Annotated in this window: 13 protein-coding genes; 11 read left to right on the top strand and 2 right to left on the bottom strand. The window is 56.7% G+C overall.

Features of this window, described 5'->3' with window-relative positions:
- The first annotated feature begins 11 nt into the window (after positions 1 to 11).
- The 5 genes from GOV89_RS04180 to GOV89_RS04160 are packed head-to-tail and all read left to right on the top strand — an operon-like array spanning position 12 to position 5,134.
- Positions 12 to 959, top strand: coding sequence for a DUF58 domain-containing protein (locus tag GOV89_RS04180; protein ID WP_171237544.1), 948 nt, complete (start codon positions 12 to 14; stop codon positions 957 to 959).
- Positions 956 to 1,429: a DUF4381 domain-containing protein gene (locus tag GOV89_RS04175; RefSeq protein ID WP_171174147.1), complete on the top strand. Its 474-nt coding sequence runs from the start codon at positions 956 to 958 to the stop codon at positions 1,427 to 1,429. The genes GOV89_RS04180 and GOV89_RS04175 overlap by 4 nt, the downstream gene beginning before the upstream one ends.
- The gene (locus GOV89_RS04170; protein WP_171237543.1) at positions 1,429 to 2,412 is read left to right on the top strand and encodes a VWA domain-containing protein; all 984 of its coding nucleotides are present in this window, start codon (positions 1,429 to 1,431) and stop codon (positions 2,410 to 2,412) included. Before GOV89_RS04175 ends, GOV89_RS04170 begins: the two co-directional genes overlap by 1 nt.
- A complete protein-coding gene (locus GOV89_RS04165; RefSeq protein ID WP_171237542.1) occupies positions 2,409 to 3,914 on the top strand; it encodes a VWA domain-containing protein in 1,506 nt (501 codons plus the stop codon). Before GOV89_RS04170 ends, GOV89_RS04165 begins: the two co-directional genes overlap by 4 nt.
- Complete coding sequence (locus GOV89_RS04160) at positions 3,911 to 5,134, top strand: BatD family protein (RefSeq protein WP_171237541.1); 1,224 nt, start codon at positions 3,911 to 3,913, stop codon at positions 5,132 to 5,134. The genes GOV89_RS04165 and GOV89_RS04160 overlap by 4 nt, the downstream gene beginning before the upstream one ends.
- A 2-nt stretch (positions 5,135 to 5,136) precedes the next feature.
- On the opposite strand, the gene GOV89_RS04155 is transcribed toward GOV89_RS04160, so the two are convergent.
- Positions 5,137 to 5,817, bottom strand: a complete 681-nt coding sequence (locus tag GOV89_RS04155; RefSeq protein WP_171237540.1) for a Crp/Fnr family transcriptional regulator — start codon at positions 5,815 to 5,817, stop codon at positions 5,137 to 5,139.
- A gap of 199 nt (positions 5,818 to 6,016) precedes the next feature.
- Here GOV89_RS04155 and GOV89_RS04150 point away from each other — a divergent pair, with 199 nt between their 5' ends.
- The 3 genes from GOV89_RS04150 (at position 6,017) to cls (ending at position 10,109) form a co-directional block, all read left to right on the top strand.
- Positions 6,017 to 7,627 (top strand): arylsulfatase, encoded by a 1,611-nt coding sequence (locus tag GOV89_RS04150; RefSeq protein WP_171237539.1) that lies wholly within the window; start codon positions 6,017 to 6,019, stop codon positions 7,625 to 7,627.
- Between the two features lie 73 nt (positions 7,628 to 7,700).
- Positions 7,701 to 8,675 (top strand): HAD family phosphatase, encoded by a 975-nt coding sequence (locus GOV89_RS04145; protein ID WP_171237538.1) that lies wholly within the window; start codon positions 7,701 to 7,703, stop codon positions 8,673 to 8,675.
- A gap of 21 nt (positions 8,676 to 8,696) precedes the next feature.
- Positions 8,697 to 10,109 carry a cardiolipin synthase gene (gene cls / locus GOV89_RS04140; RefSeq protein WP_171234217.1) on the top strand — a complete coding sequence of 471 codons (1,413 nt, stop codon included), beginning with the start codon at positions 8,697 to 8,699 and terminating at the stop codon, positions 10,107 to 10,109.
- Here cls and GOV89_RS04135 read toward each other — a convergent pair.
- Positions 10,106 to 10,540 carry an ion channel gene (locus GOV89_RS04135; protein WP_171234216.1) on the bottom strand — a complete coding sequence of 145 codons (435 nt, stop codon included), beginning with the start codon at positions 10,538 to 10,540 and terminating at the stop codon, positions 10,106 to 10,108. The two genes, cls and GOV89_RS04135, sit on opposite strands and share 4 nt — an antisense overlap.
- A gap of 173 nt (positions 10,541 to 10,713) precedes the next feature.
- On the opposite strand from GOV89_RS04135, the gene GOV89_RS04130 reads away from it, so the two are divergent.
- From GOV89_RS04130 to GOV89_RS04120, 3 genes are read left to right on the top strand one after another with little or no spacing between them, the layout of a single operon-like run.
- Positions 10,714 to 11,361: an ABC transporter ATP-binding protein gene (locus tag GOV89_RS04130; protein WP_171237537.1), complete on the top strand. Its 648-nt coding sequence runs from the start codon at positions 10,714 to 10,716 to the stop codon at positions 11,359 to 11,361.
- Positions 11,358 to 13,772, top strand: coding sequence for an FtsX-like permease family protein (locus GOV89_RS04125; RefSeq protein WP_171237536.1), 2,415 nt, complete (start codon positions 11,358 to 11,360; stop codon positions 13,770 to 13,772). The genes GOV89_RS04130 and GOV89_RS04125 overlap by 4 nt, the downstream gene beginning before the upstream one ends.
- On the top strand, positions 13,762 to 14,802 hold the full coding sequence (locus GOV89_RS04120) for a lipocalin-like domain-containing protein (RefSeq protein WP_171237535.1): 1,041 nt from the start codon (positions 13,762 to 13,764) through the stop codon (positions 14,800 to 14,802). The genes GOV89_RS04125 and GOV89_RS04120 overlap by 11 nt, the downstream gene beginning before the upstream one ends.
- The last annotated feature ends 15 nt before the right edge of the window (positions 14,803 to 14,817 follow it).

Genomic DNA, 14,817 nt, shown 5'->3' with positions numbered 1-14,817 from the left:
AGGAACGCCGCGTGTCACAGACCGCCGCATATCGCGACGACCCGCGCATCCATGTGGATGCGAACCACCTTCTAAGGTTGGGGCCAAAGTCGCGCGCGATCAGCCTTTTGCCGCGTCAACCCGCCCGTTCTATTCTCAACGGACGGCACGCCTCGCGCCTGCGCGGGCGCGGTTTGAACTTTGAAGAGTTACGCAACTATCTGCCCGGCGACGACATCCGCACCATCGATTGGAAAGTCACGGCTCGCACAGGAAAACCCCACGTTAGGGTCTATACCGAGGAACGCGATCGCCCGGCCCTTTTGCTGGTCGACCAGCGTGTTTCGATGTTTTTTGGCACGCAAGTTTATATGAAGTCGGTCATCGCGGCTGAGGCTGCAGCAATTTCCGCCCACAGTGTGCTAGGCCAAGGCGACCGGGTCGGAGGGCTCGTCTTTGGCGACACTGATCTGGCGGAACATCGCCCGCAACGGCGGCCTGCCGCGCTGATGCGTTTTTTGGCATCCGTGGGTGCGCTGAACAGTAGTCTGCGCGCCTCGCAGAGCGCCTACGCGACCGTGACTTTGAACGCCGTGCTGAAACAGGCCGCCCAGATTACGCATACCAACACACTGATCTGCGTCTTTTCGGATTTCGATGGGCTGGATGACAGCTCCGAGATATTGATACGTGAACTTTCCGCGTCAAATGATCTGATTTTGTTCAATATTTCAGACCCAAGCTCTCGTGAATTGGTTCCCAACCTTAGGCTGACTGTATCGGACGGAGACAAGCAGATCGAACTGGACAGCGCGGACACGGGTTTGTCGGACCGCATCCGTCAAGCGATGGAAGATCGGTTGGCACAGTTGCAAACTTGGTCGCGCCGCTATGGCTTTCCCATCGTGCCTTTGACAACCGCGCAACCAACTCTCGACCAGTTGCTCATGCTGTTTGGTCATACCGGAGGCCGCAGATGAGTGTTGACGTCGAAGGCAAATCACTGGTGGATCTGCTTGACATGCTTGAACCCGCTCCGGCACCGGGCCCGGTTTCCATGGTGCCGCAGACTTGGGGATGGGTCGTTCTTGGCGTCCTTGTTGCAGGGCTGATCGCTTTCGGTGCTCATGCGTATCTTCGCCATCGACGGATGAATGCCTATCGGCGCGAGGCGCTGACTGAACTGGCGGTGGCGAAAGACAATCCCGCAAAGATCGCCGAGATCCTGCGCCGCGCAGCACTTGTTGCCTTTCCACGTAGCCGGGTTGCTGCCCTGCATGGAGACGAGTGGATCAGTTTTCTGACGCAAACCTCTGACCATACACATTTTTCTGATGTAGAGGCTCGCGTACTTACTGCAGCACCCTACACGACCATACCCGCCAGTCCCGAACTGACGAAGCTGGCACAGCAATGGATCAGGTCCCACAAACGCGAAAGGAGTACGTAATGTTCTCCTTTGCCGCGCCTTGGGTTTTCGTCCTGCTGCCGCTTCCCGCGTTGGTGTACTGGCTTGCCCCGCCTCACCGCGAGAAAAGCAGCTCGATCCGCATTCCTTTTTTCCGCCATGTTGCAAAGGCTGCTGGCGTCGAGCCCCGGCCAGGGTCTGTCATCCCGCGCCGTGCAGTCTTCCAGACTGTGACCGTCGTTGTGATCTGGTGCCTTCTGATCATCGCAATGGCCCGGCCGGAAGAACTGGGAGAGCCGATCGTGATTGAAAAGTCTGCCCGAGACGTGGTTCTGGCCTTGGATATCTCGGGTTCAATGAACCAGAAGGATTTCACCTCGTCCGACGGTGTGCCGACCCAACGCCTTGCTGCGGTTAAGGATGTTTTGCGCCAGTTCATTGCGGAACGACAAGGCGATCGGATGGCCCTGATCATCTTTGGCACCCGCGCCTTTGTGCAAGCCCCGTTTACCGAAGACCTCAATAGTTTGAATGGCTTTCTGGGCCAAACTCAAGTAGGTATGGCCGGTCCGAACACAGCCCTTGGGGATGCCATCGGACTGGGTATCCGCACGTTTGAATCCAGCGAGGTTGACCAACGTCTGATGATCGTCTTGAGCGACGGCGCTGACACCTCAAGCCGCATGACGCCAGTCAATGCGGCGGCTATCGCGGCGGAAAAAGGCGTTGTCATCTATACGGTCGGCGTAGGCGACCCAGACGCGTCGGGCGAGGATCGGGTCGACCTGGATGCGCTAAAGGATATCGCAGACAGAACAGGTGGAGCGTATTTCTTTGCCAATGATCAGGAAGCGCTGGCCGAAACATACGCCCGCATTGATGAGCTCAACCCAAGAATTGTGGAAACGCAAAGCTACCGACCACGTGAAAGCCTTGCGCACTATCCACTTGGGCTGGTCGTATTTTTGATGCTGATGACACTGGCCTTCCAACACGTTGCCCAACGGCGCAGAGGTGCAGCATGATTGGCGTTTTTGCAGATTTCCATTTTATTCGAGTGGCTTGGCTCCTGCTCCTCATACCGATTGCAGCACTGTGGTGGTTGATCCGCCCCACGCCAAAAACCCGTGCTCAAGCAATGTCCGGTATTGCACCGCACCTTGCCGCTGCGCTTGAGTTGGGGGCTGACAATGCGAGACGCCTCTATCCAATTGACGTTGCGATGATTGCGGCGATTTTGGTCACACTGGCTGCTGCGGGGCCAACATGGTCACGGGCACCCAACCCGCTGGTTGCGAACGCCGCTCCATTGGTGATCGCCCTGAAGGTGACCGACAGCATGGAAGAACCAGACTTGGCCCCGTCCCGTCTGGATCGCGCCAAGTTTAAAGTCACCGATCTGATCAATGCGCGCGTGGGTGCCCGAACTGCCTTGATCGCATATGCCGGTACCCCGCATCGCGTCGCACCTTTGACCGAAGACGCCAATATCCTGCGCCCGCTGCTAGAGGGCCTCACCCCCACCATTATGCCTAAACAGGGGGATGCAGCCGCTAATGCGCTGACGCTGGCCGAGACGGTTCTGAACGATAGCGAAACGCCCGGCGCTGTCCTTTTCGTGTTGGACGACCTCGACCCCTCACAACTGTCGGGTTTCGAGACCGCCACCATGCCAGTGTTCTTTCTGACCATGCTGCCAAATGGTCACAGCATCGCGCAACTCGACGGCTTGAAAGGGACAACTGTGGTTCCGTTCTCAAGCGATGATCGGGATATCAATCGCTTACAGCGTCACATTCAATCAGCATACACAGCCTCACTGGATGATGAAGACCGCCTAGACTGGCAAGACAAAGGATGGTTGCTGGCCTGGCCAACCGCCTTTCTGTCATTGCTTTGGTTTCGCAGAGGTTGGGTGATCCGGTTGATACTGCTCACCTTCTGCATTTGGTCCCCGTCTGGCCCGGCTTATGCCGATGGCTGGCGGGATTGGTTCTTGACCCCGGACCAACAGGGCCAAATCGCGATGAACCAAAAGCGCTATGCTGAAGCGGCCGAGTTGTTTCAGGACCCGTATCAGGAAGGCTATGCACGCCTAAAGGCCGGGCAATATCCCGAAGCTGCTGCGATCTTTGCCGAGCTGGATACGCCCGAAGCCGCGTTTTCCGAAGGTATGGCGCGCATACGAAACCGCGAGTATCGTCCAGCCATCGCGTCCTTTGAAACCGCATTGGAACGCCGGCCGGATTGGCCAGAAGCGCAGCATAACCTCGAGGTCTCGAAAGCGATCCTCGACTATGTTGAAACCACGCGCGAACAGTCTGATACAGGTGAAGAAGCCGGGATCGGGGCTGATGACACGGTCTTTGACAACGACGCCGGGCGTGGTGAACAGACGACAATTCAGGCTCCGACAGACGGATCGCAGGCCATGTCCGCTGACCAGTGGATCAGCACAATTGATACCGACATGCAGGATTTTCTTCGCAACCGGTTCCTGTTGGAAAATCAGGAGCAGCAGCAATGAGATACCTCGCTCTTCTCATGCTTCTAATTCCGACTGAACTGTTCGCCCAGACCGGCGTCCAGCCACAGGTGACCGCCGAAACACCTACGGAACCCGTTATCGTTGGGCAACCCGCAATTGTGCGCATCAAGGTGCTAGTGCCAACATTCATGCCCTCGCCTCCGGTGTTCCCATCGCTTGAGCAAGAGAACCTGCTGGTGCGCCTGCCGGAACGTGCTTCGGGACCAGTGAGTGAAACCGTCGAAGGCGAAACTTGGTCCGGCGTTCAACGCAGTTATCGCCTCTATCCTCTGAGCGCAGAAGAAATTGCGTTTGGTGCGCAGGACGTCGTGGTCACCTTTGCCGACCCCGAAACAAATGCGCCGGTTCAGGTCAGCGTGCCCTTGCCGGACTTGACCCTAAACGCCGTGGTCCCAGAGGGCGCACGCGACCTGGATCCGCTTATCATCGCAACCGGTCTTACGGTAGATCAGCAGATCGACGGGGACAAAAATATGGAGAATGGTGGATCAATCACGCGCCGCCTGACCGCCAAGATCTCTGGAACAACGCCTTTTCTGGTGCCCGAATTGATCCCGGACAGCCCGCAATCGCTGCTGCGAGCCTATCCCAAAGAGCCACGCTTTACTGAAAATGAAGACAGGGGTGTTCTATCCGGGCAGCGTGTGGATGAGGTCGTTTACCTGGCTCAGGAAGGCGGTCATACGCAGCTGCCTCCGGTCTCGATCCGCTGGTACAATCTGGACAGCGACCAGGTCGAAACTATCGACATTGCCCCGGTCGACTTGACACTGGCCCGACCGAAATGGAAGCCGCCAGACACAGAAACCACTATTAGGTTCGTCGTATGGTTGGTGGCTTTTGCGCTGTTCTTATGGCTTACTATCCGTTTCCTGCGCCCGCGGATCGATCGCTGGCGCCAGCTTCGTCGGGATGCGTTCCTGGCTTCGCCCGACTATGCGTTGGGTGAACTCAAGAAATCACTGCAAAATCGTGATATTGCAGCGACTTACACAGCTTTGGAAATGTGGAAGTCCCGCAGCGATATGGCCAGTCAAACCACCAGTTTGGACCAACACCTCGCCCAGATTGGAGCCGCCAGATACTCGGCGCACCCCGACACCAAGACCGAGGATTGGGCCGCGGCGTTGTCGGCGCTCGCGTCATTGAAGCAATCCGTGCAATCGCCAACGAACCCGTTACCGCCGCTCAACCCCTGAGTTTAGCACTGACATGAGGCAATCAACTGCCGTCGGTCCTTCAGGCGCACGCGTCCATACCCAAGCTCGATCAGCCCCAAATCCGCGAGACGATGCAAGTTGCGATGCAACGTCGGTTGGGACACGGCCACCATTGCGGCCAGCTCATCCTGGGATATCACGATCCACCCATCGGACTTCGCCGTCCCCTCGTCCAAGTGCAATAAGCGCAGAACAAGGCGCTTTTCCGTTCCTGTCACGGCAAGATTGGCCATGATACGCAAAGCAGTCTGCATGTTTTCATGCGACAAAGCGTAAAAATCACGGATGTAATCGGGATTGTCGCCGACCAGCCTGTCCAACCGTGACGACGGGAAAAACAGCGTTCGCGTGGTTTGGGTGGCCACGACACTCACAAGCCTGCTGGCTTCGGCAAACAGAGCCAGATCACCGATCCAGAACCCACCGCCTTGTTTGTGAACAACGAATTCCTGACCATCATCAGCGGGGGCCGTGATTTGAACCGCACCTTCCAGAACCGCATAAACCCCATTGGCCAAATCACCATACAGGTAAAGCGCTTCGTCCGCCTTGAAGTTTCTTCCTATCCCGCAGGCCAGCAGATCCGCCTGAAACCGCGCCCCACGCGCACCAAACCAGCCAGAGCCCAACAATCGCTGTCTATCATGCGGATTATCAATCATTAGTATTCTTCAATCTCATCATATGATAGGTTTCAAGACATTGTCATAGCCTAAGGTAAAGCTATCCGATTCTCGAAGTAATGCGAATTTTTCCTTTCGGGAATCAATACCTTGTTGGACGATCTAATAAGATAATGATCACCTTCCATTACTTTTACTTCAACGGGTCATTAAAACCCGGTCAGTTCAGGAGCAAACTATGTCACCACCTCGTTCGATTACAGAAAGTTGGCGCAGCACAATCCGCAAATTCGCTGTAGCTTCGGTCGCTGTTGCACTGGCCCTGCCCGCATGGGCACAAGATCAAAAGCCCAACATCCTGGTTATCTGGGGTGACGATATCGGTCAGTCGAACATCTCGGCCTATACAATGGGCCTGATGGGCTACCAGACGCCAAACATCGACCGCGTTGCGAAAGAGGGCATGATCTTCACCGACTATTATGGCGAGCAGTCCTGCACCGCCGGTCGGTCGTCGTACATCATGGGTCAGTCGGTGTTCCGCACAGGTCTGTCGAAAGTGGGTTTGCCCGGTGCCGATCTGGGTATGCAAGTCGAAGATCCAACAATTGCGGGCCTGCTGAAGGACCACGGTTACGTAACTGGTCAGTTCGGTAAAAACCACCTGGGTGACAAAGATGAGCATCTGCCGACAAACCACGGTTTTGATGAGTTTTTCGGGAACTTGTATCACCTGAATGCTGAGGAAGAGCCGGAAAACGAAGACTATCCCGGCGATCAGGTTCTGGCCGATGGCCGGACGTTCCGCGAAGCGTATGGTCCGCGTGGCGTGATCAAGTCCAAGGCGGACGGCACGATCGAGGACACTGGTCCGCTGACTCGCAAGCGCATGGAAACGGTGGATGATGAAACTGTTGCTGCTGCAATCGATTTCATCAAGCGTGCGCATGAGCAGGGTCAACCCTTCTATGTTTGGTGGAACGGTACGCGCATGCACTTCCGCACCCACGTCAAAGATGAAATGCGCCAACAGGCCAACGAAATCTTTGGTGGCGTTGCGGACGAGTACACCGCCGGCATGATCGAGCACGACATGCATGTCGGACAACTGCTTGATCTGTTGGACGAACTTGGCATTGCCGACAATACCATCGTTCACTACTCGACCGATAACGGCCCGCACATGAACACATGGCCAGATGCCGCGGCCACACCGTTCTGGGGTGAGAAAAACACCAACTGGGAAGGCGGCTGGCGCGTTCCTTCAATGGTCCGTTGGCCCGGTCAGATCGAAGCTGGATCGGTTACGAACGAGATCGTGCACCATATGGACTGGTTGCCGACCTATCTGGCGGTTGCTGGCGATCCTGACATCAAGGAAAAGCTGAAAGCAGGTTATAGCTCGTCCGGCATGGGGCGTGACTACAAAGTGCATCTGGATGGCTACAACATCCTGCCCCTGCTGACCGGTGAGACGACAGAAAGCCCGCGCGCCGAGATATTCTATTTCTCGGATGACGGCGACCTGACAGCGCTGCGCTACGACGACTGGAAGCTGATCTTCCTTGAGCAGAAAGCTTGGGCCACGCTACGCGCATGGATTGAACCTTGGACCGAGTTGCGCATCCCGCTGATCGTGAACCTGCGTCGCGACCCGTATGAGCGCGCCTATCGCACGTCCAACACCTACTATGACTGGCTGCTGGATCGCGCGTATTTCCTAGTGCCGGCACAGCAATACGTGGGCAATTTCCTCTCAACCTTCGAGGAATTCCCACCGCGCCAGAAAGCGGCAAGCTTCAACCTGGATCAGGTTATGGAGAAGCTGACGACACCGACAAACAACTAAGTCGCGTGTAAATCCAAACCGGGCCGCCACTTCGATGGCGGCCCTTTTTTTCTTGAAACTAAACGAGCAATTCATGCGATACCTAGTTCTCAGCGCAGTTCTTGCCTTCGCCCCGCTGTCACTGCTTGCCGACCCGCTGCCTAGTTGGACCAATAGTCATGCCAAAGATCAGATTGTCGCTTTTGTTGACGGCGTGACCAGCCAAGACAGTCCCTACTATGTTACCCCATCCGACCGGATTGCCGTGTTCGACAATGATGGAACGCTTTGGGCCGAGCAGCCGGTATATTTCCAGTTCATCTATGCCATGGACCGTCTTGCAGAAATGGCCGAGCAAGACCCATCGATCCTGTCAACGCCTGCTTTGAAAGCTGCGGCCGAAGGGGATTTGGCCACGGTTCTGCAAGGCGGCCATGACGCCCTGATTGAAGTCGTAAACGCCTCGCACTCAGGCAACAGCGTCGACGCGTTTCAATCTTCCGTGTCGAACTGGCTGGCCACCGAGCGCCACCCGGATACCGGCCTGCCCTATGACCAGATGACCTATCAACCAATGGTAGAACTTTTGCGCTATTTGCGAGATGAAGGGTTCACTACCTATGTCGTCTCAGGCGGTGGCCTGCATTTCATGCGTGTCTTTGCCGAAGAAGCCTATGGCATTCCACCCAATCAGGTTTTGGGCACTTATGGTAACACCAGCTATGAGGTGATTGATGGCAAGCCGACGATCGTCAAGGCGCCGGGAATCGCGTTCATTGATGACAAAGAAGGCAAACCCATCAACATCGAACGCACAATTGGCAAGCGCCCGATTCTGGCCGGGGGCAACTCGGACGGTGATTTTGCGATGATGGAGTGGGTGACCGCTGGTGACGGCCCCCGACTGGGCGTGCTGATCCACCACACAGATGCAGACCGCGAATGGGCTTATGATCGTGAAGGCCTTGTTGGCAAGTTGGCTGACGGGCTGGACAAAGGCCCGAATATGGGTTGGGTCATTGTGGATATGGCGCAGGATTGGACTCGGGTCTACACTGGGGCAAACTGACAAACCCGGAGCCTTAACCCTATGTGGACATTGCTTGTTTCTGCCGTCGTCTTTGCCCTCTATGCGACGGCAGCGGTGTTTGTCGTCCGCGCTGCGCAAACAGCGCGGACCCCTCAAGGTGCCGTTGGGTGGGTCGTGTTTCTGGCCTCAGCCCCCTTTATCGCAGTGCCTGCCTACCTGTTTCTAGGCCACCATCGCTTTCGCGGATACCGCATCGCACGTCAGGAAAGCGAACGCGTTGTCGAAGGCATCAAAACCTTCGCCGATTATTCAAAACCCGATCCGTCGCGCATGTCGATCAACCCGCGCCCGTTCGAAGTTCTGGCGCATTTACCAGTTTCACGCGGGAACGGGGCCGAGCTGCTAATTGATGGGCAAGCCACATTTGATGCGATTTTTGACGCCATTGACTCAGCCAAAAGCTATATCCTTATTCAATTTTATATCGTGCGCGCTGATGAATTGGGGCTGAGGCTGCAGGAAAAGCTGATCGCTGCGGCGAAACGCGGGGTGCGCGTCCGTTTCATGGCCGACGCAGTGGGCAGTTACGGCCTCCCCTCGGATTATCTTGGGGCACTTCAGGAGGCCGGGATTGACGTGGCCAATCCGAAGGATCAGCGCGGCCCCAATTTCCGATTTCAACTCAACTATCGAAACCACCGCAAAACCGTGGTCATCGATGGGGAAACCGGATTCATAGGCGGCCACAACATTGGCGTGGAATACCTGGGACAGGACAAGCATTTCGGTCATTGGCGCGATACGCATCTGAAAATGACCGGCCATATCGTCCGCCAACTGCAGCTGATCTTCACCGAAGACTGGCACTGGGCCCGTAACGAAGATCTGATCGACGAATTGGACTGGGCGGGCTCAGAGGCCGAGCAAGACATGAACGCCTTATTGGTTGCCACCGGCCCCGGTGATGAAACGGAAACCGGTGCGATGATGTTTTTTGCCGCCATTGCCGCAGCCAAGGAAAGGCTCTGGATCGCTTCGCCTTATTTTGTGCCGGATATCGACGTAACGACTGCCCTGCAACACGCGGCAATGCGCGGCGTGGACGTACGAATTCTGGTACCGGACATGATCGACCACCGCTTACCCTGGCTGGCCGCGTTCGCCTATTTTGACGAGGTCCGTGACTGCGGCGCGCGTATTTTTCGCTATACCGACGGCTTCATGCATCAAAAGGCCTTTGTGGTTGATGACACGCTTGCGGCGGTAGGCACCACCAATCTGGACAACCGCTCATTCCGGCTGAATTTCGAGGCGATGGCCCTGTTCTTTGATGTCAGGGCCGCGAACCGGGTCGCAGACATGCTGCAAGCAGATTTCGAGAACAGTTATGAACTGACGCGCACGCTGGCCCAGCAACCTGCTCACATTCGCTTTGGCTCTCCCCTGGCACGGTTGTTTGCACCGATCCTTTAGGAAAAGAACTTTTCCTGAAAGACCCGTGTCATCATTGCGACTAGGTAAGCCGTCGACAGACCAAAGGCCAACAGTCCGGCGACCGACGCGAAAGAGCCAAAGATACGCAACCCTTCACCCAGCACGATGTCGCCGTAGCCCAATGTCGTGAATGTCACCAATGAAAAGTAAATGGCCGTATTCCAATCCGGCAGCACCTCAAGCAGTACCCACACGATCGCCCAAATCCAGACCTGTATCGTGTGCGTCGCGACGATGAACGCCAAAGATACTGCAATGGGCGCAGCGGTTCCGACATACACACCTTTGTCCGCCCATTTTTTGTCCCAATTGATAATCGTGACGGTGCACCAGGTCAGCAACAGGATTTCGATCACAAAGCAGAGCCCGAGAAAGGTACTGCCCCAAATGATCTGATGCAGCAACGTCATGTTTTTCATCCTGATTTACGGCAGTGGATCGTCAGGGCAGAATGACCTTTTGAGTTACAAGGCACAACCCCGGCCAATACCAAGTTCACCTGCGGCGAATGGAACCGGGTGATGGTCTGCACTGGACAGTTTGGATTTCCGCCGCAAATTCTTGGAAGAAAAGAAAGCAGATCATGTTGTTGACCATCGATCGTGTCCAGAAAACCTATCCCGGCGGACGACCGGTGCTACGCGATGTTTCACTGGATCTGGATCAAGGTCAAACGCTGGCCCTGACCGGTGAAAGCGGAAGCGGGAAAAGTACCCTTTTGAACCTTGCCGCAGCTTTAGACAGCTTTGACGGTGGTGAGATCACGCTGGGCGACACACGATTTTCCACGCTAGATGATGCTGGCAGGGCGCGTTTGCGCCGGAATCAAGTGTCGCTGGTGTTTCAGCAGTTCAATTTGATCCCGTCTCTGAACGTTGCGCAAAACCTGTCGTTTCACGCCCGTCTTGCCGGTGTAGAAGATACCACTTGGAACAGTCATCTCGCCGAACGGTTAGGCCTGTCCGATTTGCTGGACCGCTTCCCCGAAAACCTGTCGGGCGGTCAACAACAACGGGTCGCCATCGGGCGGGCCATGGCCGCGCGTCCCAATTTGTTGCTAGCAGATGAACCAACGGGTAATCTGGACGAAACCGCCAGCGAAACTGTGTTGGACTTGATGTTGTCGCTAGTGGCAGATACCGGCGCCGCGCTTCTGTTGGTGACGCACTCACAGAAAATTGCCGGTCGGTTGGATCGCCAGGTCAAGCTGAGTGGCGGGCGTATCCAATGACATGGGCCACTGTTCAGGCGTTGCTGTCTCATTGGCGGGTACATCGCTTGCAATTGGCGACTTTGCTAATCGGCATCGCTTTGGCCACCGGTTTGTGGTCAGCCGTCCAAGCCATCAATGCTGAGGCGCGCGCAAGCTATGCCCGTGCCAATGCGCAACTGGCTGTTGGGCAATTTGACGAACTGCGTGACCCCTCGGGGCCTATTCCGATGTCCCGCTATGTCGAACTGCGTCGTGCGGGTTGGCAGGTTGCCGCCGTACTTGAAGGCCCCTACCGCGTAGGTGGGCGAACCTTGCGCCTGATGGGCGTGGACATGGTAGCCTATCCGGCCTTACCCGCCGTGATCGAAGCGGAACAAAGCGCAGAAGCGACCGAGCCCGCCGACATGCTTACCGCTCCAGGTCGCCTACTTGCATCCCCGGAATTACAGCCTTTGCTGAGAGGGCAAACTAACCTTCCGCCTGTTCTAATCACATCGGCCCTGCCCCCGGACGTTATCCTGACGGATATAGGTGTGGCCGAGCGACTTCTGAACCAACCGGGCGCAATCTCGAGGCTGGTCGTGTTGCCGAACCAACCTCGTGATCGTTTGCCTTTGAACCAGATCGCACCCGAGCTAGAGCGGATCAGCCCTACAACACAAGTTGACACCGCACGGCTGACCGACAGTTTCCACCTGAACCTGTCGGCCTTTGGCTTGCTGTCTTTTGCCGTTGGATTATTCATTGTGAACGGCACCGTTGGTCTGGCCTTTGCCCAGCGGCGCGGGATGATCCGCACTTTGCGTGCGTTGGGCGTTTCGATGCGGCGTTTGGTTTGGCTGATCCTGACGGAACTGACCGTGCTGGCCCTGATTGGCGGCAGCCTTGGGTTGCTGTTGGGTTTCTTTCTGGCCGGAGCGCTGCTGCCAGACGTCGCGGCCACCCTACGCGGGCTTTATGGTGCGCCTGTAACAGGACAGCTTACGCTCCAACCTAAATGGGTTTTGGCCGGGCTCGCTATGGCCGTATTTGGGACGTTGCTGGCCAGCGGCCATGCGCTATGGCGCTTGTCCAACATGCCTTTGCTCGAAGGACCGGGCGTCCAAGCGTGGCAGAGCAATTCTCGCGCACGCAACATCGTCGGAGCAATTGGTCTGGTCCTGATCGCCAGCGGGGCGTTGGCTTACATCAGTGTCGGAGGGCTGGTCGCAGGGTTCGTGCTGCTGGCCGGGCTGCTGACTGGTGCCGCGCTGTTGCTGCCCGCGCTGTTGGCCATGGCGCTGTCTGCGTTGGCTCGCACGGCGCGCGAACCTGTTTCGCAATGGGTCTGGTCCGATATGCGGGCGCAATTGCCTGGTCTGTCATTGGCCTTGATGGCGCTTTTGCTGGCGCTGGCGGCAAATATCGGCGTGAGCACAATGGTTTCCAGCTTCCGGTTAACATTTGTAGGCTGGCTGGACCAACGACTGACGGCCGAGCTCTACGTGACCGCGCGAGATGAAGACCAAGCGCGCGAGATCACCACTTGGTTACGCCCACAAGTCGATGCCATCCTGCCGATCCGAAACGTGGAACTGTTCCATGAAACGGGTCCTCTTTTCTTATACGGCGTGGTCGATGATCCCGTGTACCGGCAGCACTGGCCGTTGATTGCCTCAACCTACTCCGTTTGGGATGACGTGATGGCCGGAAACGCAGTGCTTATCAACGAACAACTGGCGCGACGCGCGTCTCTTTGGCCTGGTGATGAACTGAAACTGTCCTCTAAACACTATCTGCCGATTGCTGGCGTCTATTCCGACTACGGCAACCCAACCGGGCAGGCGATCGTGTCAATGGCGCAGCTGGACCAAATCGCACCAGGGGCCGAGATGCGGCGGTTTGGCGTCAGAATGCCCCCAGAGGGCGCGACTGCGATGGCTCGAAACGTACGAGAACAGTTTGCCCTGTCACCGCGCATGGTCGTGCAGCAAGCCGCGATGAAGGCGCAATCGCGTGCGATTTTCGAGAAGACCTTTGTTGTGACCTCGGCGCTTAACGTTCTGACCCTTGGCGTAGCTGGCTTTGCCATTCTGACCAGCCTATTGACCCTATGGACCCAACGACTGCCGCAAATCGCCCCGGTTTGGGCTTTGGGGCTGAATCGGGCGCAATTGGCGCGGCTGGAGCTATTGCGCAGCGTGCTGCTGGCCGCACTGACCGCCTGTCTGGCCCTGCCGCTGGGGCTGGTTCTGGCCTGGGTTCTACTGGCGGTGATCAATGTACAAGCGTTTGGCTGGCGTCTGCCGATGTTCTTGTTCCCTTGGGACTGGCTGTGGCTGTTCGTGCTGACCTTGCTGGCTGCGCTTATCGCTGCCGCCCTGCCCGCGTTACGAATGCTGCGCCTACCCCCTGCTGATTTGCTGAGAGTGTTCGCGAATGAACGTTAAAACCCTTCTACTTTGCTTGATGACCTTTTTCCCGCTACCGCTCTGGGCCCAGGGGTATGCCGGATTGGGTGGGTCCGCCGAGGGCTTTGACGTGCCCAAAGCGGGGTATGCGTTTGATTTCCCGAAGGATCACGGACCTCACCCCTCTTATCGGATTGAATGGTGGTATCTGACGGCCAACCTCAAAGGTGAGGACGGGCGCGATTATGGAATTCAGTGGACCCTGTTCCGGTCAGCACTGAAACCGTTTGAAACAGATGACTGGCAAAGTCCACAAATCTGGATGGGTCACGCAGCCACCACAACGCCCGACGGTCATTTCTTTGCCGAGCGCCTTTCGCGCGGTGGAATCGGTCAGGCAGGCGTAATTTCTCAACCCTTTGAGGCGTGGATCGACGAATGGCGTATGGCCGGTCCAGATTTCGACACCCTGACTCTCACGGCCAACGGAGAGGATTTTGGCTATGACCTGTCACTGACTGCTCAAGGGCCATTAGTGTTTCACGGTGATGCTGGCTATTCCGTGAAGTCAGCCGATGGTCAAGCCAGCTATTATTATTCGCAGCCCTTTTACGCGGTTGAAGGTGTCCTTAGACTGGCGGGCGGTGATGTACGCGTCACCGGACAGGGGTGGCTGGACCGCGAGTGGTCTTCGCAGCCGCTTGCCGCAGATCAAAGTGGATGGGATTGGTTTTCGCTCAGCTTCGAGGGGGGCGACAAGATGATGGCTTTTCGGTTGCGTGGGGGGCGTGGGGATTTCACCTCGGCCACATGGATCAATGCCGATGGCAGTACCGAAGCTATCCCCAACGGCACCGTCCAATTGATCCCACTGCGAACCGATCAGGTCGCAGGGCGCGAGGTTCCAACACAGTGGCGCGTTGTATTGCCGGATCGAGGTGTCGAAATCGAGGTCTCAGCCCTGACCCCCAACGCATGGATGGGAACCCGCTTTGAGTATTGGGAAGGCCCTGTCATCGTAACCGGCAGTCATGAAGGTATCGGATACCTTGAGATGACAGGGTATTGAAACGTCAAGCTACGC

It is taken from the genome of Ruegeria sp. HKCCA5763, assembly GCF_013034545.1.
Taxonomy (GTDB): domain Bacteria; phylum Pseudomonadota; class Alphaproteobacteria; order Rhodobacterales; family Rhodobacteraceae; genus Ruegeria.
This window is presented reverse-complemented; position numbering and strand designations above follow the sequence as displayed.